At 61.4% G+C, this 19,843-nt stretch carries 18 protein-coding genes; 8 read left to right on the top strand and 10 right to left on the bottom strand.

Annotation, left to right across the window (positions count from 1 at the left end; genetic code table 11):
- The first annotated feature begins 13 nt into the window (after positions 1–13).
- Complete coding sequence (locus AB3G35_RS06115; protein ID WP_106116355.1) at positions 14–1,255, top strand: TIGR03862 family flavoprotein; 1,242 nt, start codon at positions 14–16, stop codon at positions 1,253–1,255.
- Positions 1,256–1,360: 105 nt separating this feature from the next.
- Here AB3G35_RS06115 and AB3G35_RS06110 read toward each other — a convergent pair whose 3' ends face one another.
- From AB3G35_RS06110 to AB3G35_RS06090, 5 genes are all read right to left on the bottom strand, one after another.
- Positions 1,361–2,698, bottom strand: coding sequence for a DEAD/DEAH box helicase (locus AB3G35_RS06110; RefSeq protein WP_083369759.1), 1,338 nt, complete (start codon positions 2,696–2,698; stop codon positions 1,361–1,363).
- 67 nt (positions 2,699–2,765) lie between these two features.
- On the bottom strand, positions 2,766–3,656 hold the full coding sequence (gene yedA / locus AB3G35_RS06105; protein ID WP_094999398.1) for a drug/metabolite exporter YedA: 891 nt from the start codon (positions 3,654–3,656) through the stop codon (positions 2,766–2,768).
- 331 nt (positions 3,657–3,987) lie between these two features.
- Positions 3,988–4,599: a PolC-type DNA polymerase III gene (locus AB3G35_RS06100; RefSeq protein ID WP_016779329.1), complete on the bottom strand. Its 612-nt coding sequence runs from the start codon at positions 4,597–4,599 to the stop codon at positions 3,988–3,990.
- Between the two features lie 26 nt (positions 4,600–4,625).
- Positions 4,626–5,102 (bottom strand): NYN domain-containing protein, encoded by a 477-nt coding sequence (locus AB3G35_RS06095; protein ID WP_016779328.1) that lies wholly within the window; start codon positions 5,100–5,102, stop codon positions 4,626–4,628.
- 123 nt (positions 5,103–5,225) lie between these two features.
- On the bottom strand, positions 5,226–5,906 hold the full coding sequence (locus tag AB3G35_RS06090) for a DUF2076 domain-containing protein (RefSeq protein WP_106116354.1): 681 nt from the start codon (positions 5,904–5,906) through the stop codon (positions 5,226–5,228).
- Positions 5,907–6,082: 176 nt separating this feature from the next.
- On the opposite strand from AB3G35_RS06090, the gene AB3G35_RS06085 reads away from it, so the two are divergent.
- From AB3G35_RS06085 to AB3G35_RS06075, 3 genes are all read left to right on the top strand, one after another.
- Positions 6,083–6,742 carry a YciC family protein gene (locus AB3G35_RS06085; RefSeq protein WP_016779326.1) on the top strand — a complete coding sequence of 220 codons (660 nt, stop codon included), beginning with the start codon at positions 6,083–6,085 and terminating at the stop codon, positions 6,740–6,742.
- A 90-nt stretch (positions 6,743–6,832) separates the two neighbouring features.
- Positions 6,833–7,915, top strand: a complete 1,083-nt coding sequence (locus tag AB3G35_RS06080) for an endonuclease/exonuclease/phosphatase family protein (protein WP_106116353.1) — start codon at positions 6,833–6,835, stop codon at positions 7,913–7,915.
- Positions 7,916–8,007: 92 nt separating this feature from the next.
- On the top strand, positions 8,008–9,453 hold the full coding sequence (locus tag AB3G35_RS06075) for an aldehyde dehydrogenase family protein (RefSeq protein WP_369782382.1): 1,446 nt from the start codon (positions 8,008–8,010) through the stop codon (positions 9,451–9,453).
- 105 nt (positions 9,454–9,558) lie between these two features.
- Here AB3G35_RS06075 and hrpB read toward each other — a convergent pair whose 3' ends face one another.
- A complete protein-coding gene (gene hrpB, locus AB3G35_RS06070; RefSeq protein ID WP_369782381.1) occupies positions 9,559–12,078 on the bottom strand; it encodes an ATP-dependent helicase HrpB in 2,520 nt (839 codons plus the stop codon).
- 79 nt (positions 12,079–12,157) lie between these two features.
- Here hrpB and AB3G35_RS06065 point away from each other — a divergent pair, with 79 nt between their 5' ends.
- Together AB3G35_RS06065 and AB3G35_RS06060 are read left to right on the top strand one after the other, a co-directional pair.
- Positions 12,158–12,577, top strand: a complete 420-nt coding sequence (locus tag AB3G35_RS06065) for a hypothetical protein (protein ID WP_029611210.1) — start codon at positions 12,158–12,160, stop codon at positions 12,575–12,577.
- Between the two features lie 28 nt (positions 12,578–12,605).
- Complete coding sequence (locus AB3G35_RS06060; protein WP_086795794.1) at positions 12,606–13,508, top strand: cation diffusion facilitator family transporter; 903 nt, start codon at positions 12,606–12,608, stop codon at positions 13,506–13,508.
- Positions 13,509–13,527: 19 nt separating this feature from the next.
- Here AB3G35_RS06060 and AB3G35_RS06055 read toward each other — a convergent pair whose 3' ends face one another.
- The gene (locus tag AB3G35_RS06055; RefSeq protein WP_083369757.1) at positions 13,528–14,364 is read right to left on the bottom strand and encodes a DUF6515 family protein; all 837 of its coding nucleotides are present in this window, start codon (positions 14,362–14,364) and stop codon (positions 13,528–13,530) included.
- A gap of 397 nt (positions 14,365–14,761) precedes the next feature.
- Between AB3G35_RS06055 and AB3G35_RS06050 the strand changes: the two genes are divergently transcribed.
- Together AB3G35_RS06050 and AB3G35_RS06045 are read left to right on the top strand one after the other, a co-directional pair.
- Positions 14,762–15,259, top strand: a complete 498-nt coding sequence (locus tag AB3G35_RS06050) for an Lrp/AsnC family transcriptional regulator (RefSeq protein WP_016779293.1) — start codon at positions 14,762–14,764, stop codon at positions 15,257–15,259.
- A gap of 256 nt (positions 15,260–15,515) precedes the next feature.
- Positions 15,516–15,725: a DUF2788 domain-containing protein gene (locus AB3G35_RS06045; RefSeq protein WP_016779292.1), complete on the top strand. Its 210-nt coding sequence runs from the start codon at positions 15,516–15,518 to the stop codon at positions 15,723–15,725.
- Here the strand turns inward: AB3G35_RS06045 and AB3G35_RS06040 are convergent.
- The 3 genes from AB3G35_RS06040 to AB3G35_RS06030 form a co-directional block, all read right to left on the bottom strand.
- Positions 15,720–16,286 (bottom strand): pseudouridine synthase, encoded by a 567-nt coding sequence (locus AB3G35_RS06040; RefSeq protein WP_166672938.1) that lies wholly within the window; start codon positions 16,284–16,286, stop codon positions 15,720–15,722. The two genes, AB3G35_RS06045 and AB3G35_RS06040, sit on opposite strands and share 6 nt — an antisense overlap.
- A 136-nt stretch (positions 16,287–16,422) precedes the next feature.
- Positions 16,423–17,895 (bottom strand): AMP nucleosidase, encoded by a 1,473-nt coding sequence (amn, locus tag AB3G35_RS06035; RefSeq protein WP_166672931.1) that lies wholly within the window; start codon positions 17,893–17,895, stop codon positions 16,423–16,425.
- Positions 17,896–18,122: 227 nt separating this feature from the next.
- Positions 18,123–19,772, bottom strand: coding sequence for an acyl-CoA dehydrogenase family protein (locus AB3G35_RS06030; RefSeq protein WP_369782380.1), 1,650 nt, complete (start codon positions 19,770–19,772; stop codon positions 18,123–18,125).
- Positions 19,773–19,843 lie beyond the last annotated feature (71 nt).

Genomic DNA, 19,843 nt, shown 5'->3' with positions numbered 1-19,843 from the left:
TTGCAGCCCTGCCATGACTGAACCCTCCACGCTCCCTTCCCGTCACGTCGCCATTATTGGCGGTGGCCCCGCCGGTTTGATGGCAGCCGAAGTGTTGAGTCAGGCTGGGGTGAGGGTCGATCTCTACGATGGCATGCCGTCAGTGGGCCGCAAGTTTTTGCTGGCCGGGGTCGGCGGCATGAATATCACCCATTCCGAAGCCTACCCGGCCTTCCTGTCGCGCTACGCCGAGCGCGCACCGCAGATGGCACCGTTACTGCGCGCCTTCGATGCCGATGCGTTGTGCCAGTGGATTCACGATTTGGGTATCGAAACCTTTGTCGGCAGCTCTGGCCGGGTGTTCCCCACCGATATGAAAGCCGCGCCGCTGCTGCGTGCCTGGCTCAAGCGTTTGCGCGAGTCCGGTGTAGTTATCCACACCCGCCATCGCTGGCTGGGGTGGCAGGCCGATGGCCAGTTGCTGGTGGACAGCCCCGAAGGCCAAAAGCAGCTCAAGCCCGACGCGGTGCTGCTGGCCCTGGGCGGCGGCAGTTGGGCGCGTCTGGGTTCGGACGGTGCCTGGATGCCGTTGCTGGCCGAACGCGGCGTTGAGCTGGCACCGTTACAGCCGAGTAACTGCGGGTTTGATGTAACGGGCTGGAGCGAGGTCCTGCGCAGCAAATTCGCCGGCGCCCCACTGAAAAACATCGCCATTGCCCTGGAGCACGGCATGCCGCGCTTGGGCGAATGCGTGATCACCGCCAGCGGCATTGAGGGGAGTTTGATTTACGCCTGGTCGGCGCCGATTCGCGAGGCGATCAACCAACACGGCCAAGCGACCATCCTGATCGACCTGTTGCCGGGCAAGCCTGTGGATAAAGTCGCGGCCGCATTGGCCAAGCCCCGCGGCTCACGCTCGATGAGCAAGCACCTGCACAGCCAGTTGGGGATTGACGGGGTAAAGGCGGCGCTGCTGCGCGAATTGGCACCCGCCGAATGCTTCAACGACCCGGCGCAATTGGCCAAGGCCATCAAGGCGTTGCCTTTGCAACTGATAAAAGCCCGCCCATTGGACGAAGCCATCAGCAGCGCCGGCGGCGTGCGGTTTGAGGCTGTGGATGAAAACCTGATGCTCAAAGCGTTGCCGGGGGTATTTTGTGCGGGCGAAATGCTGGACTGGGAAGCCCCCACCGGCGGCTACCTGCTCACAGGCTGTTTTGCCAGTGGCCGGGCTGCCGGGTTGGGGGTTTTGAGCTGGTTGCAGGCGCCACGCTGATCAACCTGTGGGAGCGGGCTTGCTCGCGATGCAGGCAACGCTGTCTGGCTGACCCACCGCATGGATGCCATCGCGAGCAAGCCCGCTCCCACAGGTGCCGAGTGTTTACGGCTTGCGCTTGCGCGGGCCGGTGTTGAATACCGGCACTTTACGCACCGGCTTGACCGACGGCTCGGCTGGGGCCGCTTCACCGCTATCCACCCACTTGCCCAGGTTACGCTTGCCGCCACCGCCCGAAGTCTTCGGCTTTTTTGGCTTCTTCGGTTTCTTGATGACCTGACCCGACGCATCGGTCTCGGGCACGCGGTGCTCAGGTTCGAAATCCTGCTCTTCGTGGCGCGGCAATGTCTGACGGGTCAACATCTCGATTGCCGACAGCATATTCACTTCGTCTGCACAGACCAGGGAAATGGCTTCGCCTTTCTGACCGGCACGGCCCGTACGACCAATGCGGTGGATGTAATCTTCGGCCACGATCGGCAGGTCGAAGTTGACCACCAGCGGCAGGTCTTCGATGTCCAGGCCACGGGCAGCCACGTCGGTGGCCACCAGAATCTGCACTTCGCTGGCCTTGAAACGGTCCAGCGCCCGTTGGCGCGTGGCCTGTGGCTTGTCGCCATGAATGCCGTCAGCATTGACCCCCAACGCTTGCAGCTTGCCTACCAGTTCATCGACACCGTTGCGGGTCTTGGCGAACACCAGTACCTGCTTCCAGTGCTGGGTGCGCAGCAAGTGCAAGAACAGCTCGGCCTTGCGCTTTTTGTCGACCGGGATGACCCACTGCTTGACGCTGCTGGCCGCCACGTTGCGCGGGCTGACTTCGATGCTCAGCGGGTTGTCGAGCATCTGCTCGGCCAACAGGCGGATCGCGTCAGAAAAGGTCGCCGAGAACAGCAGGGTCTGGCGCTTTTTCGGCAAGGCACGGTAGATGTCCCGCAGCTCTTCGCTGAAGCCCAGATCGAGCATGCGGTCGGCTTCGTCGAGGATCAGGGTTTGCAGCTGGTTGAACTTGATCGCCTTCTGCCGGTACAGGTCCAGCAGACGACCCGGCGTTGCCACCAGCACATCAACGCCTTTGCGCATTTTCATCATTTGCGGGTTGATGCTGACACCGCCATACACCGCGTAGGTGCTCAACGGCAGGTGTTCGGCGTACTGGCGGATGCTTTCGTGAACCTGTTCGGCCAGTTCGCGGGTCGGCACCAGCACCAGTGCACGCACCGAGTTGCTGGCCACTTTCGGGCCTTCCATGGTCAGCGACTGCAACAACGGCAGGGCGAAACCGCCGGTTTTGCCGGTACCGGTCTGGGCCGCAGCCATCAGGTCGCGGCCAGCCAGTACTGCGGGGATCGCTTGGGCCTGAACCGGAGTTGGGGTCTTGTAGCCGAGCGTCTCAAGGGCGCGCAGCAAGGGTTCGATCAGACCAAGGGTGGCGAATGTCATGGGGATACCGTCGAAAAAGGTCAGCGCGTGGGTGCATAAGTTGCAATGGCGCGCAGTTTACCCTAATTCAGGCCGGTTTCTGCTTGCGCCACTGCGGCAAACCGATCAACACCACGGCGCTGATGATGACCGCCATGGCCAGGCACTCCTCAAAACCGATGCTCTCGCCCGCAAAGGCAATCCCCAGCATGACCGCCACGGCCGGGTTGACGTAGGCATAGCTGGTGGCCGCTGCAGGACGCACGTTTTTAAGCAGGTACATATAGGCGCTGAAGGCGATGATCGAGCCGAAGAACACCAGATACAGCAGTGCGCCCCAGCCTGCTGCGGTGGGCATTTGGGTCATGCGTTCGCCACTGAGCAGGCTGCCAGCCAGCAACACGGCGCCGGCAGTGAGCATTTCCGCAGCACTGGCCATTGGCCCAGCCGGAAGCGGCAAGTGACGGCTCCATACCGAGCCAAAGGCCCAGGCCGCGGCGGCAAAAATCACCATCGCCGCGCCCATCGGACTGGCCTGCAGGTTGGACCCCAGGTTGAGCATACCGATGCCGATAAGCCCCAGGACAATCCCGGCCCATTCCAGGCGGGTGTTGCGGTTGCCCCAGAAGTAGCCGAACAGCAGGGTGAACAACGGCACAGTGGCTACGGCCAGGGCGGCGACGCCAGAGGCAACGCCCGAGTGTTCGGCCAGGGTCACGCCGCCGTTGCCGCACGCGAGCAACAGAAAGCCGATCATGGCCGCCGAACGCCACTGCACGGCAGTGGGTGCCGGTGCACCGCGCCAGCGCATAAAGCCGTACATCAAACTGCCTGCAATCAGAAACCGCACGCCAGCCATCATCAACGGCGGCCAGGACTCAATACCGATGCGGATGGCCAGATAGGTCGAGCCCCAGATGATGTACAGGGCGAAAAAAGCACCGATCAGTTGTAGCGGAAAACGACGTGCGGCAGGCATGAAGGCAGCTCAAGGGCAGAGGCAGGGGACTGGAGAGTTTAGACAGGGAGCCGGGAAATAATAAGTAACAGAATGCACCAAAAGGGGCCGTACACTTTTAACGGAACCGAAAAACACTGTCCAGATTGCAGGCAGGGAACACAAACCCTCGTAGCAGCTGCCGAAGGAACGAGGCTGCGTCCGGCGGCAGAGCCGTCGTGAAATCAGGTTCGCCCGAGTGTCAGGCAGACCTGATGGTCTAGGTTTGCGAGCGCTACGCACTCGGACGCAGCCTCGTTCCTTCGGCAGCTGCTACACGATTTGTTGTCCTCGCAACCGCGTCGCGATGCTTTTAAAACCCGCGATAGCGCTTCAGATGCTCGTTGACCTTCGCTGCCGGGACTTTTTGCAAACCACACAGCAGGTCGTGATTGAGCTCTTTCAACCCATGCTTCTGGCGCAATTGCTCAGCCAGATACGCCGTCAGGTTGGCCGCCATCTCGGCATCGGCCATGGCCCGGTGAGCCTGGCCGGTATGTGGCAAATCGGCAAAAGTGGTCAGGGTGCCCAGCTTGTGGTTGGGCGCCGCCGGCATCAGGCGTCGCGCCAGCAGCAAGGAGCAGGCGAAATTCTGCAAACGGGTGCGCTTGATGCGACCCATTTCGAAATCCCAGAACTTTTGGTCAAACGCGGCATTGTGCGCCAGCAACGGGGTGATGCCGACGAACTCGTTGACCTCATTCATCACCTGCTCGGCCGACGGTGCGGTACGCAGCATGGCGTTGCTGATGCCGGTCAACTGCTCGATAAACCCCGGGACCCGCACACCGGCATTCATCAGGCTTTGGTAACGCTCGACAATGCGCCCGCGCTCCAGAATCACCACGGCAATTTCAGTGGCCCGGCAAGTGCTGCTCGGGGAGATGCCGGTGGTTTCAAAGTCAATTACCGCGATGCGTTCCAAACCTGGTCAATCCTGTAAAAAGTGGGTTACTTGAGCAACAAATTGCCTTCAATCGGCACATAGCGGCTGGCCGCGCGAATCAGTGAGTTGGCGGTCAGGCCGGGCACGCCGTAGGCCACGGTTTCAACTCCGTGCTTGCTGGCAATGCGCTCCAGCAGCAGGTCGAAATCACCGTCGCCCGAGGCCAGCACCACTTCGTCGACATTGGCCGCCGAGTCCATGATGTCGATGGTGATACCCACGTCCCAGTCGCCCTTGGCCGAGCCATCGCTGCGCTGGATATAAGGTTTGAGTTTTACGATAAAACCGAGGTTGCGCAGGATCTGCTGAAACTGCTGCTGCTTGCTGTCACCCCGGTCAATCGCATAGGCATAGGCCTCGACAATTTCGCCGCGCTGGCTGATATCAGCCCACAGGGCGGCGTAATTGAAATGGCAGCCATAGGCCTGGCGAACCGTGTAGTAAAGGTTCTGCACATCCGCGAAGACCGCAATTTTTTTCACCGGTAAACCCCATGGCACCCGGGCAGCGGGCACGCGACTGAAAACAAGGTTGCAGTATGCCAGCCTGCCGGGGGTTTGCGCGGATAAACCGCCCGGCGTGCAATCACCCGCCGGGCGACGGGATCAAACGTAGGAGTCGTCGTCAGAAAAGAAACCGTCATCGTCCAGACCGACGTCTTCAATTCCCGAACCGCTGTTGGCGTATTGCTGGTTGCCACTACCCCAACCACTGTCGCTGGCGGGGGTTGGCTGTTCGATGATTTCTTCAATCACCTGCGGCTGCTGATTGTGGTGGAACAGGCTGCTGATGCCCTGCGCCAGGATCACGCCACCCGCCACCCCCGCCGCCGTCTTGAGGGCTCCGCCAAGAAAGCCGCCGCCCATTGCCGGGGCCGCAGGCGCCGCTTGAGGAGCCGGAGCCGCTTGCGCAGGGGCCGCAGGGCCATCACGCCAGCCACCACTGCCTGGCGGTTGGCTAGGCGCAGCAGCAGGGGCCTGGGCAGGCGCAGAAGCACCGCCACCAAACAGACCGGATAAAAAGCTGCCGCCTGTGGGGGCTGCGGCCTGGGGTGCCTTGGCCTGGGCCAGTTCGGCCTGCAATTGCCTGTTCTGTTGGTCGAGCTGTTTGAGCGCGGCCTCTTGCACCAGCAGTGCCTGAGCCATGTAGTACGTTGCCGCCGGCTGGCGCGCCAGATGCTCATTGATGCGCGCCTGCGCCTGGGCATCGCGCGGAGCAGAACCTGCCTCTGCTTGCTGCAACCGTGTAAACAACCCGTCAATCAGGGTTTGCTCTTCGCTGTTCATGACCACCTCGTTCGATTGCAGCTAAAAACCTGCCCCTTGCACTACGCAGAAGCTCAAAAACCGTTCTTGGGGCATTACAGGAAGTTTCAACAGCAAATAGCCTGCATGAACTTTTGTTCATTCAGGGGGTTCATCGGGTAAAGTGATGCACCGCTCTTGACTGCTGACAACTGCCAATGAATCCGCTGACTGTTCTTCGCGACTCCCTGTATTTCTTCCAGCGCAATCTGAGCCAGATCGTGACGCTGTGCCTGCCGCTGGTCATTGTTGAAGCCATATTGCAGCGCATCGTTGACGATGCCGTTGGCCCCGATGCATCCGCCGGGTTTGGCCTGATTGTCGGTCTGTTGCTGTATCCGCTGTACACCGCGGCCCTGATCCTGTTTCTGGATGCCCGCAGCCGCGGTGAAAGCCCGCGCAACCGCGAGCTGCTGGCGCAAGCTGTCAATCTGTGGCCCAGGTTCGCCCTGCTCTCGGCGATCAGCACGTTGCTGATCGTGTTGGGGCTGTCGATGTTTTTTATTCCGGGGATTTTCCTCACCGTGGTACTGGCCTTCTCCGAGTACCGCCTGGTATTGCGCGGTGAAGCGCCACTGGCGGCCATGAAGTCGAGTTTCAGCCTGAGCCGTGGGCATTTCTGGCGGATTTTCGTGTGCATACTGGCCGTATTGGGCCCGCTGATGTTACTCAAGGAATTCAGTTACTCGCTGTTTTCCAAGGACGACAACACACTGCTGTCGCTGGCACTCGACAGCGCCAACAGCTTCTTGCAGTTGTTTGTTTCCGTCGTGCTGTTTCGTTTATTTATGCTAATTAGCGAAAAGTCAGGCCAATAAGAACAGCAATTTCCTACATAAAGAACCTTGGAATGCCGCACTGCCGTCGGGTATGTTCGATTATTCTCAGCAACGTCATAAGTCGAGCCCATGCCCCGTTTATTACGCCGCACCGTATCAGGTTTGCTGCTGTTCTCAGCGCTGCTGGCATGCCTGATTTATAGCGTGACATGGCGTCCCGATGCCCGCGAGGTGTTGCCGCTGACGTGCCCTGGCAGCGCCCCCGTGCTGGTGCCCGGCCAAGCGCTCAAGGTGATGACATGGAACATCCAGTACCTGGCCGGCAAGCGTTACGTGTTCTGGTACAACCTGGCCGACGGCAGTGGCCCTGATACCCGCCCCACCCTGGAAGACATGGCCTTCAGCCTGGATGAAGTGGCGCGGGTCATCCGTGACGAGCGCCCGGATCTGGTGCTGCTGCAGGAAGTCGATGACAACGCCAAGGCCAGCGCTTACCAGAACCAGCTGGCCCTGCTGCAAGAGCGTCTGGTCGACCTTTACCCCTGCAGCACCCAGGCCTTTACCTGGAAGGCTGATTTTGTGCCCGACTGGCATATTTTCGGCAGTGTCGGGCGCTCTCTGGTCACCCTCAGCCGCTTCCAGATCGAACACGCAGAACGTCTGCAATTGCCTCTGGCCGATGCCAACTTTGTCAGCCGCCAGTTCCAGCCCAGGCCTGCACTGCTGGTCAACTACCTGCCACTCAATGATGGCGGCCAACTGGCAGCAATCAACACCCAGCTGGATCCGCCCTCCGCCGACAACAGCAACCTGCGCCTGCAAATGCAGACCGTCGCCACACTGGCCGACAAGCTCGAAAGCCAGGGCACTCCGTGGCTGATCGGCGGGGATTTCAACCTGCTGCCCATCGGCCAGTACCTGCGCCTGCCCGCACCATTGCGCCAGGGCTACTCGCAAGACAGCGAGTTGCACCTGCTCTGGGAAAAGTACCCGATGATCCCCAGCAACCCTGAAGCCACCGGCATCGACCGCGAACTGTGGCTGACCCACTTGCCCAACCGCCCCGACGCCGACGAGCCCGACCGCACCCTCGACTACCTGTTCCACAGCCCCAAGCTGCAACGCATTGAAGGCTATGTGCGCCAGGAAGACACCCAGACCATTTCCGACCACCTGCCCGTGCTGGGCCGATTGCTGCTGCCTGCAGACTGATGGGCGTTGCATCGCTGCATATTTTTCTCCATAGTTGTACGATGACAGATAACTAATAACAATCCCTGCCATCCCCCGAGCGGAGAAACGCCATGACTGATCCAAAGCGCCACAACCATTACATCGGGGGCGAGTGGGTCGCCGCCACTGCATACAGCGCCAATATCAACCCGTCCGACCTGAACGATGTGATCGGCGAATACGCCCAGGCCGATGCCGCCCAGGTCCAGACCGCCATTGATGCGGCGCGGGCCGCGTTCCCCGCGTGGTCGACCTCCGGCATTCAGGCGCGCAGCGATGCGCTGGACAAGGTCGGCAGCGAAATCCTCGCCCGCAAGGAAGAGCTGGGCACCCTGCTGGCCCGTGAAGAAGGCAAGACCTTGCCCGAGGCCATAGGCGAAGTGAGCCGCGCCGGTAATATCTTCAAGTTTTTCGCCGGGGAATGCCTGCGCCTGTCAGGTGACTACCTGCCCTCGGTGCGCCCGGGCGTGCATGTAGAGGTTACCCGCGAAGCCCTGGGCGTGGTGGGTCTGATTACCCCGTGGAACTTCCCCATCGCCATCCCCGCCTGGAAGATCGCCCCGGCCCTGGCCTATGGCAACTGCGTGGTGTTCAAGCCTGCTGACCTGGTGCCGGGTTGCGCCTGGGCACTGGCCGAGATCATCTCCCGCGCCGGTTTCCCGGCTGGCGTGTTCAACCTGGTGATGGGCAGCGGTCGCGTAGTTGGCGACGCGATCGTCCACAGCCCGAAAGTGGACGGCGTAAGCTTTACAGGCTCAGTGGGCGTTGGTCGCCAGATTGCCATCAGTTGTGTGTCGCGCCAGGCCAAGGTGCAGCTGGAAATGGGCGGCAAAAACCCGCAAGTGATTCTCGACGATGCCGACCTCAAGCAAGCGGTCGAACTGGCGGTGCAGAGTGCGTTCTACTCCACCGGCCAGCGTTGCACCGCCTCCAGCCGCCTGATTGTCACGGCGGGCATCCACGACAAATTCGTCGAGGCGATGGCCGAGCGCATGCGTTCGATCAAGGTCGGGCATGCCTTGCAGGCCGGGATTGATATCGGCCCGGTGGTATCCCGCGTCCAGCTCGACCAGGATTTGGGTTATATCGACATTGCCCGCAACGAGGGTGCGCGCCTGGTCGCTGGTGGCAGCCTGGTGACATGTGACACCGAGGGTTACTTCCTGGCCCCGGCCCTGTTTGCCGACAGCACGGCCGACATGCGCATCAGCCGCGAGGAAGTGTTCGGCCCGGTGGCCAATATCATCAAGGTTGCGGACTACGAAGCAGCGTTGGCGATGGCCAATGACACCGAGTTTGGCTTGTCGGCGGGTATTGCCACGACCTCGCTCAAATATGCCAACCACTTCAAGCGCCATTCCCAGGCTGGGATGGTGATGGTCAACCTGCCCACGGCCGGCGTTGATTACCATGTGCCGTTTGGCGGGCGCAAAGGTTCGTCCTATGGCTCGCGCGAACAGGGCCGCTATGCGCAGGAGTTCTACACCGTGGTCAAGACCAGCTATATCGGGTCGTGAAGCTCTACTCACCGCGTTGATGCCATCGCGAGCAAGCCCGCTCCCACAGGAACTGCGCAATTTTATTGTGGGAGCGGGCTTGCTCGCGATGCGTACACCCGTTCGCTACGGCTTGCGCGGCTTGATCCGCGCCGTGGCTTCGGCCACCAGCGGGTCATCGGGCCAGTAGTGCTTGGGGTAGCGCCCCTTCAGGTCTTTCTTCACTTCGGCATAGGTACTGCGCCAGAAATTGGCCAGATCCTGGGTCACTTGCACCGGTCGCCGCGCTGGCGACAACAGGTGCAGTTTGACCACTTGCCGCCCGCCCGCAATGCGCGGGGTATCCGCCAGCCCGAACAACTCTTGCAGGCGCACCGCCAGAATCGGCGGCTGCTCGCTGTAGTCCAGCCGCACCGAGGAGCCCGACGGCACCTTGATGTGATGGGGCGCCAGTTCGTCCAGGCGCTGGGGCAGCGGCCATTTGAGCAAGTTATGCACAATGCTCGACAGGTCGAGGTTGGCAAAGTGGCTAAGCCGTGACACACGCCCCAGGTACGGCCCCAGCCAGTCTTCAAGCCCGGCCAGCAAGGCGCCATCGCTGACGTCGGGCCATTCGCTTTGCCCCGGAGCCAGCAGATCCAGTTGGCGCAATAACGCCACCCGCGCCTGCCACTGACGCAGCTCGGGCGTCCACGGCAACAGTTCCAGGCCCTTGCGCCGCACCAGATTGACCAGCGCCTGGGTGCGCGCTGCTTCGTCGAGCCCGTTCAAGGGCTCGCGGCTGAGCACCAGTTCGCCGACCTTGCGCTGACGTTCAGCGCGCAACACACCTTCGCGCTCGTCCCAATCCAGTTGGTCGACCACGCTGACCTGCTCGCTCAATACGTTATCCAGCAACCCGGGGTCGAATTCGGCGGCCAGATAGATACGTTCTTCACGTTGCCCCTGACGGCTGCCCAGGTCGGCAATCACCAGCCAGGACTGTTTCATCAGGCCGTCGACCTCGCTGAACAGCGCCGCCCGGCCATTGGCCAGCCGATACTCTGCACCGCCGGGTTTGCGCTGCTGGGCCACGCGGTCGGGGTAGGCCAGCGCCAGCAAGGCACCCAGCCAGCGCGGGTGATCGGGGTCGGCGACCGGTTGCGTGGCATTGCCGCGCAGGTAGCCGCGATAGTGCCGGGCCAGTTGTCTGGCCCGCTGCACGCCACCCTGCCCGCCCCGTGCAACACGGCTCTCGCCCGACAGTAGGGCCAGACGGCTGTGCACGTCCGCCCCGGCGCCGCGCAAAATATCCCGTTCACCGAGAAGCGCCGCCACGTCACAGGCCATTTCGGCCAGCCCCAAGTCCTGCCCGCGAATCAGCAAATGGGCAATACGTGGATGCGCGGGCAATTCAGCCATCGCTTCGCCGTGGGCGGTGAGTTTTGCTCCGTGCAAGGCACCCAGGCGTTCGAGCAATTGCCGGGCCTGTGCATAACTTGCCGAGGGCGGCATATCGAGCCAGATCAGTTGCTCGGGCGCCACGCCCCAGCGCGCCAGTTGCAAGGCCAGCCCGGCCAGATCGGCCTGGAGGATTTCCGCACTGCCATAGGCTGCCAGTTGCGCGTGCTGGTCTTCGGACCACAAGCGATAGCACACGCCGGGCTCCAGCCGCCCGGCACGGCCAGCGCGCTGGGTAGCACTGGCGCGGGAGATGCGCTGGGTATCGAGGCGGGTCATGCCGCTGCCCGGGTCAAAACGCGGCACCCGCGCCAGCCCGGCGTCGATCACCACGCGCACGCCGTCGATGGTCAGGCTGGTCTCGGCAATATTGGTGGCCAGCACGACCTTGCGCAGCCCCTTGGGCGCAGGTTCGATAGCGGCGCGCTGGGCCGCCAGATCCAGTTCGCCATGCAAGGGGCACAACAGAATATCGCTGCGCGAACCCAGCGCGTCGGCCAGTTGCTGATTGACCCGGCGAATCTCCGCCTGCCCCGGCAGGAACACCAGCAGGCTACCGCTTTCATCATTGATGGCATCAAGCACGGTCTGCACCACCCGCGGCTCGATAAATTCACCCGGCACAAACGGCCGGCCCCAGCGCATCGCCACCGGGTACATGCGCCCCTCACTGCGCAGGATCGGCGCATCGTCGAGGAGGCTGGCCAGCCGTTCGCCTTCCAGGGTGGCGGACATCAGCAGGATTTTCAGCGGCTGCTCGTCACGAAACAGCTCACGCCCGTTGAGGCTCAAGGCCAACGCCAGATCGGCATCCAGACTACGCTCATGGAACTCGTCGAAAATCAGCAGGCCCACCCCTTCCAGCGCAGGATCGTGCTGCAGGCGGCGGGTCAGGATGCCCTCGGTGACCACTTCGATGCGGGTCTCGGGGCCGACCTTGCTGTCGAGGCGAATGCGGTAGCCTACGGTCTGGCCGACTTTTTCACCCAGTTCACTGGCCAGCCGCTCGGCCGCCGCACGCGCCGCCAGGCGCCGGGGTTCGAGCATCAGGATCTTCTGCCCGGCCAGCCACGGCTCGTTGAGCAGGGCCAGCGGCACACGGGTGGTTTTACCAGCGCCGGGCGGCGCTTCGAGCACGGCTTCATGGCGCTCGGCCAGGGCCAGGCGCAGCGCAGGTAAAACTTCATCAATCGGCAAAGAAATCATGGTGGCTCCAGAACAGAGCGACGAGTATAACGGCGAACAGTAATGATCCTGTCCTTTGAGCATGTTTGAGGTTTTTTGTATGCGTATGCCTTCGCGAGTAATCGGCGGTGTCGTGGTTGCGGCACTGTTCACCCAACTGACTGCCTGCGGCAGTATTTTCTTCCCTGACCGGCGTGGCCAGATCGACGGCAAGATCGACCCCATGATTGCCGTGCTGGATGCCGTGGGCCTGCTGTTTTATGTGATCCCGGGGCTGATCGCCTTCGGTGTCGACTTTGCCACCGGGGCCATTTACTTCCCGCCGGGCAAGACCGCTCAAATCGCTCCGGAAAAACTGCGCGAAGCCATCGGGGCGGATGGCAAGGTGGATAACGCCAAGCTGCAGGCCATCCTCGAAAGCGAACTGGGCCGCAGCTTCCCGCTCAACGACCCGCGCCTGATCCAGCACAAGGGCAGCGCCCAGCAACTGGCCATGTACGGCTTGCAGCCTGCGGCCTGAACCCTTTGCCCATCACCAAGGACGCGCCATGACCGGCAGCCCGGAACACGCCCGCCTGTTACGCCTGGCCACCCGCGCCTCGGTGGCGGTGGCCAGCCTGTTGATCGTGACCAAGGCCATCGCTTGGTGGCTCAGCGGTTCGATCAGCATGCTCGCCGGCCTCACCGACTCGCTGCTTGACGGAGTGACCTCGTTTCTCAATTTGCTCGCGGTGCATTACGCGCTGCGCCCCGCCGATGAGGACCACCGCTACGGCCACGGCAAGGCCGAGTCGCTGGCGGGCATGGCGCAAGCGCTGTTTATTGGCGTGAGTGCGGTGCTGATCGCCTTCCAGGCGGTGGAGCGGCTGAAAAACCCCGAGCCGGTGGGCGCGCCCTGGATCGGCATTGGCGTGATCGTGTTTTCGCTGCTGATGACCGTGGCGCTGCTGGTGCTGCAACACCGGGTGATCAAGGCCACGGGCTCCAACGCAGTACGCGCCGACTCGCTGCATTACCGCTCGGACCTGATGCTCAATGGCAGTATTTTACTGGCGCTGGTGCTGGCCAGCGTGGGCTTCCCGCAGCTGGATGCCTGGTTTGGCCTGGGGATTGCGGTGTACATCCTGTGGAGCGCCATCCAGATCGCCCGTGAGAGTTTTGCCGTATTGATGGACGAAGAGTTACCCACCGATGTCAGCGAGGACATGCTCAAACTGGCCTGTGCCGTGCCCGGCGTGTTGGGCGCCCACGACCTGCGTACCCGGATCTCGGGCAATATCTGGTTTGTGCAGCTGCACCTTGAGCTGCCGGGCGAGCTGACCCTGTCCGCGGCCCACGCCATCTGTGACCGCGCCGCTGAAGCCATCGCCAAGGTCTACCCACGGGCCGAAGTACTGGTGCATGCAGACCCGAAGGAAGTGGTCAAACCTAGGCTGAGCAAGGCCCCGTAGCAGCTGCGTTGGTTTCAAGTCAGTTCGCCACCTGATATCCACGACTGCTCAAACAACTGCCCTGCGCCTGCCGATAGGCTTGCACCACTTGCGCAGCTGGAGCGTAGGTCGCCTTGGCCGGGTCGAAGCCGCTCTGTTCTACAGCCCAACGGTAGCAGTCGTAGCGATCCTGACCAATTTGTGCAGGGCTTTGACCATTCATCGGGTAAGCCACCATCTCATAGTTATTGCTCACGGGCTGCTGATTGGCCGCCGGAGGCTCAACCACGACATAGTCCCGGGTCGCAGGTTGATAGGCGTAATACGCCCCTGCCGCAAGAAACATCAAAGTACTGCCAAACCACACTTCCCTCGCATAATCAGGCAAAAATCCTACGCGCAACCCATATGGCGGCTGCACAACGATGTAACGCGGGCCTTGGGGCCGATACCAGTAGCCGCCTGAAAAGTAGTAATTCTGACCGCGATATGGCACTTGCCAGTGTTGACCGGGGAATCGGTCCACCACATTGCCCGGGCGATATTGCGGCCCCGGCCCCCAGCCATTGCCATGCCCGGACGGGCGACCGGCCCAGCGCTGATCATTGGGATGACGGTTATCCGCACCGGGGTTGTAACCGCCAGCATGCCAGTTCTGATTGCCCCCCCGGTTCGGCGACTGAGTCTGCTGCACCCTGTCGGGGCGCTGCTGGATCGGCAGGTTATTACCGTGCTGGTTCGGTCGCGGCTGGTTGGTGGCTTCGCCCTGCGGCCGAGCTTGCCAACCGCCATCCCCCCGCTCATCGGCCAACAACTGGCCGCTGACACTCACACAGAGCACGCCAACTGTAGCCATCTGCCAGATGCGCGATTTCATGCTGTTACTCACTATGGGAAAGAGCCTAAACATAAGACTGAAAATTCGAGAACCGGTTCTACACCGAACAGTCAGTGACGCAACTTATTTTTGCCAGACGAAAAAAGGGCGACCCGTCGGTCGCCCTTTGAATTTTTTCGTCCTGGCTCAACACTTGTGATGTTGGCTCACCTCGCTCCGTCTTCTGGACAGTGCGCAGCCCGGGGGCCGGGGCAACCCTGTGGGGTTGGCGGCCGCGGCTGGCCTGATTCGGCGGGCCGCAGTGGACTCTATGTCCGGGCAGTGATTCTGGTTTAAAGAATAGGCGTTTGGCCGCAGCAGGCGATTGCGAAGATTGCTCGATAAAACATTACTTGCGCAATTTTTGACTTAAGGTGGATACTTTCACGCAATAGTTATGACAAAGGGTAACTTCGTGAGCAAACTCGACCGGTATGACCTGAGCATTTTGGCGGAATTGCAGCGTGACGCACGCATCTCTAACCAGGAACTGGCCGAGCGCATCGGCCTGTCACCATCCCCTTGCTCACGCCGTGTTAAACAGCTTGAGGATGACGGCTACATCAGCCGCCAGGTAGCACTGCTCGACCGCAAACTGCTGGGCTTGAGCCTTACGGCCTACGTTCTGATCGGAATGGACCGACATACACCAGAGCGTTTCGAGAATTTCGAAGCCTGCATCCGCGCTTTGCCGCAGGTGCTGGAGTGCAGCCTGGTGACCGGGATGGACGCCGACTACCAGCTTAAAGTGGTGGTTGCCGACATGGACCACTACCAGAAACTGCTGCTGGGCGAGCTGACCCGCATCGAAGGCGTGACCAGCGTGCGTTCCAGCTTTGTGCTCAATCAGGTGCTTAACAGTACAGAACTGCCGTTAACCCATTTGCGCACGTGAAAATAAAACCTGTAGCAGCTGCCGAGGAACGAAGGCTGCGTTCGGCTGCGAAGCAGTCGTAAAATCAGCACACGCGACTCTTCAGTTGTACCGTGCAGTCTGATCTTGCGATTGCTTCGCAATCGAACGCAGCCTCGTGCCTTCGGCAGCTGCTACGGGGATAGCGACACCCTCTCACTACCCAGATCAATATCCCCCCCACTCCCCTGGCGTATACTCCTACGGCTTTTTCCCATGATGTCGCCGGAGAATACCGATGGATCCTGCCGTACTTGAAGAATGGATGATGACGATTCTGGTCAGCGTGCTGATCATTTTCATGGCTTTTATCGTCTGGGATCTGGCCAAAAAGTCCAAGGCCGGGCGCTTCGGTTCGATGATCCTGTTTTTCGTACTGGGCCTGGGCGTTGCCGCGTTCATCATCAAAAGCGTGGTCATCGGCCTGATCGAATCCGGCGCGCTATAGCCGCGCCGGCACTTCCCGGTATTGCCCCTGCTCCAGCCCTTCAATCGTCCAGTCACCAATGCGCACCCGCACCAGGCGCAAGGTCGGCAGGCCCACTGCAGCGGTCATGCGCCGCACCTGACGGTTGCGCCCTTCACGGATCACCAGCTCGAGCCAGGCCGTGGGGATACTCTTGCGAAACCGCACCGGCGGGTTGCGCGGCCACAGTTGCGGCTCGTCCAGGGCACGGGCCTCGGCGGGCAGGGTCTTGCCATCATTGAGCTCAACACCATCGCGCAATTGCTGCAGTTGCTCCGCTGTGGGCTCGCCCTCGACCTGCACCCAGTAGGTCTTGGGCAACTTGTGCTTGGGGTCGGCAATCCGCGCCTGTAACTGGCCATCGTTGGTTAGCAGCAACAACCCTTCACTGTCCCGATCCAGGCGCCCGGCGGGGTAGATCCCCGGGATGGGGATAAAGTCCTTGAGCGTGGCGCGCCCGCCTTCGTCGCTGAACTGGGTCAGCACATCGAAGGGTTTGTTGAACAGGTACAGCTTGGGCTCGGCTGGCGGTGCCTTCGCCACACGGCGGTTGGCAGCTTGCGGGTTGGGGCTTTTGGTGGCCGGGCGGCGCGGGGCGGGACGGGACATGACTAAAAAGGACATCTGGCGATCAGGGCTGGCAATGCTAGCCCCCGGACCGCCAAATGACCATCACCGATCAACGGAACGGCGGTTCGTCGAAGCTGCGCAGTTTGCGCGAGTGCAGGGAATTGAGCTGACCGCGCATCAAATCCACGGCGGCAATGCCGATTTTCAAATGCTGGCTGACCGCGCGCTCGTAGAAGGCGTTGGCCGAACCCGGCAGTTTGATTTCACTGTGCAGCGGTTTGTCCGACACACACAACAGCGTGCCGTACGGGACGCGCAAGCGATAACCCTGGGCAGCAATCGTGCCGCTCTCCATGTCCACGGCAACAGCACGGGACAGGTTGATCAGCGGACGCTCCTGAGCCCAGCGCAGCTCCCAGTTGCGGTCGTCATAGGTCAGCACGGTGCCAGTGCGCAGGCGTTTTTTCAATTCGTCGCCACGCTCACCGGTGACCTGTGCAGCAGCCTCCTGCAGCGCCAGCTGGACTTCAGCCAGGGCCGGAATCGGAATGTTCGGCGGCACGACCCGGTCAAGAATGCCGTCGCGACGCATATAGGCATGGGCCAGCACGTAATCGCCGATGGTCTGCGACTGGCGCAGGCCGCCACAGTGACCGATCATCAACCAGCAGTGCGGGCGCAGAACGGCCAGGTGGTCGGTGATGTTTTTCGCGTTGGAGGGGCCGACGCCGATATTCACCAGGGTCACGCCATGGCCATCGTTGGCCTGCAAGTGGTAGGCCGGCATCTGGTAGCGATGCCACACCACGCCCGCAGCGATGGCCTGGGCTTCGCCGTAGTCCATCGACTTTTCGATGATCACGTTGCCCGGCATTACCATGCGCACAAAACGCGGATCATCGCGCAGTTGCTCAAGGCCGTGAAGGATAAACTGGTCAACATAACGGTGATAGTTGGTCAGCAGGATCCACGGCTGCACATGGCGCCAGTCGCTGCCGGTGTAATGCACCAACCGGCGCAGAGAAAAATCGACCCGCGCCGCATCGAACAACGCCAGCGGCAACGGATCGGTGTTCTCCCAATCGTACAGGCCATCAGCAATGCCATCAGTGGCAGCGGACAGGTCGGTACTGGGGAACACTCGCGCCAGCGCTGCGGCCGTCACGCCGGAGCCGGCCAGCTCATCACCTTGTTCGACGACGTACGGGTAAGGAATGTTTTGCTCGCTGACACCGACTTCCACCTCAACGGTGAAATCGCGCATCAACGGCACCAACTGCTCCAAAAGGTAGTTACGGAAAGAGGAAGGATGGGTGACGGTGACACTGTATGTGCCGGGTAACTGGACCTTGGCATACGCACGGGTGGTGGTCGGCACTTCACCGTTGATACGGTAGGTCAAACGCAATTCGGGATAGCGAAACAGCGCGCGTTCTTGCGCAGAAGGTTCGACCCTATCCTTGAGGTAACGCTTGAGGGCCTGGCTCAAGGCCGTGGTTGCGCGTTCGTGCAAAGCGGCAAGGCGATCAACGGCCTCTTGCGCGGTGGAAACGACAATAAAAGCTTCGGTCACGATAAGCATCCTGTCTTCTGAACGGGCAGGCCTTTATCTTGCCTGTATCGATGGCTAATGGCAGCTACAAAATTGCCTGTTAGAGATTTCCTGTGGGAGCCGGGGGATAACAGAATACTGGCGGCCATACGCAAATCAGTTTGGGAGCGGGCTTGCCCGCGATGGTATCAACGGGGTCTGCCAGGCAAACCGCGCCGTCTGCATCGCAGGCAAGCCAGCTCCCACAGGGCCAGGGATCAGGCCATCTGCGGGGTTGAGCGGGCAACGATGGCGGCCACGTTCAACCCCCGTGGCAAGGTGCCGTACACCCGGCCGCTACCCTGTAGCCGACTGGCGATAAAGGCGTCGCTGACGTTGCTGTTGCCCGCCTCCAGCAGCAGTTTTGCCTGCAGGCCCAGAGCGATATCTTCTGTCAGTTGGCGAGCGCGGTACTGGATGTCATCAGTGTCCGTAAATGCGTTTTTAAGCTGCGCAATGTGCTGCGCCAAACGCCGGTCGCCATGCCCGTCGCCCAGCTCGGCAAACAGCGCATCGAGCACCCCCGGCTCTTTGGACAAGGCGCGCAGCACGTCCAGGCACTGAACATTACCCGACCCTTCCCACGTTGAATTGACCGGTGCCTCGCGGTACAGGCGCGGCAGGATGCTGTCTTCAACATAGCCCGCGCCGCCCATGCATTCGGCCGCTTCATTGATCATGGCCGGGGCCCGCTTGCAGATCCAGTACTTGCCCACCGCCGTTACCAGCCGCGAAAATCTGGCCTCATGAAGGTCGTCCGGGTTGTCCAGCGCCCGGCCCATACGCAGGCTCAGGGCCAGTGCCGCCTCGCTTTCCAGTGCCAGGTCAGCCAATACGTTTTGCATCAACGGCTGGTCTGCCAATACCCGACCGCTTACCAGACGATGAGCGCAATGATGGCTGGCCTGGGTCAACGCCTGACGCATCAAGGCGCTGGAGCCGACCATGCAGTCGAAACGAGTCATGGCGACCATTTCAATAATGGTCGGCACGCCACGGCCTTCTTCGCCGATCATCCAGGCCAATGCCCCACGGAACTCAACCTCGCTGGAGGCGTTGGAGCTATTGCCCAGTTTGTTCTTCAGGCGCTGGATATAAAACTCGTTGCGGCTGCCATCCGGTCGATGGCGCGGTAGCAAAAAGCAGCTCAGACCCTTGTCGGTCTGGGCCAGGGTCAGAAAGCCATCACTCATCGGCGCCGAGCAGAACCATTTGTGCCCCAGCAGTTCATAGGCCTGCCCCGGTCCCTTGGCGCCCACGGGGTAAGCCCGGGTGGTGTTGGCGCGCACGTCGGTGCCGCCCTGCTTTTCAGTCATGGCCATGCCCAGGGTCACCCCGGCCTTTTGGCTGATATCGATATTGCGCGGGTCATACTCGGTGGCCAGCACTTTGGGCAGCCAGATGGCAGCGAGGTCCGGTTGCAGGCGCAAGGCCGGCACACTGGCGAAGGTCATGGTCAGGGGGCAACCGCTGCCCGCTTCGGCCTGGCTGTGCAGGTAGGTCATGGCTGCGCGGGCCACATGGGCGCCGGGTTGCGGGTCGGTCCAGGGCAAGGACGGCAAGCCGTGTTCAATCGCCGTGCGCATCAGCTCATGGTATGACGGATGAAATTCAACCAGATCGATCCGATGGCCATAACGGTCATGGCTGACAAACTGCGGCTTGTTTTCATTGGCCAGAAAGCCCGCAGCCATCAACGGCCCACCCGCCAGGGCACCGTACTCGTCAATCCGCCCCTGTGCCCAACCTGCGCCGAAATGCTGGCTCCAGTGCTGGAGTGGCAGGTCAATGCGATACAGATTGACGCCGTCCAGGGACGGTGGCTGATTGGTCACCTGATGGGTTTCAGCGTATTGATGCAGGTTCATTGCGCGGGCTCCTGTGGCTCATGCCAATAAGCCAGTGAAGCACGCATCTGAACCTGAACAAGTGGCATAAA

The organism is Pseudomonas sp. WC2401, assembly GCF_041200115.1.
GTDB lineage: Bacteria > Pseudomonadota > Gammaproteobacteria > Pseudomonadales > Pseudomonadaceae > Aquipseudomonas > Aquipseudomonas fragi.
The sequence above is the reverse complement of the archived record's forward strand: the minus strand, read 5'-3'. Positions and strand labels throughout refer to the sequence as shown.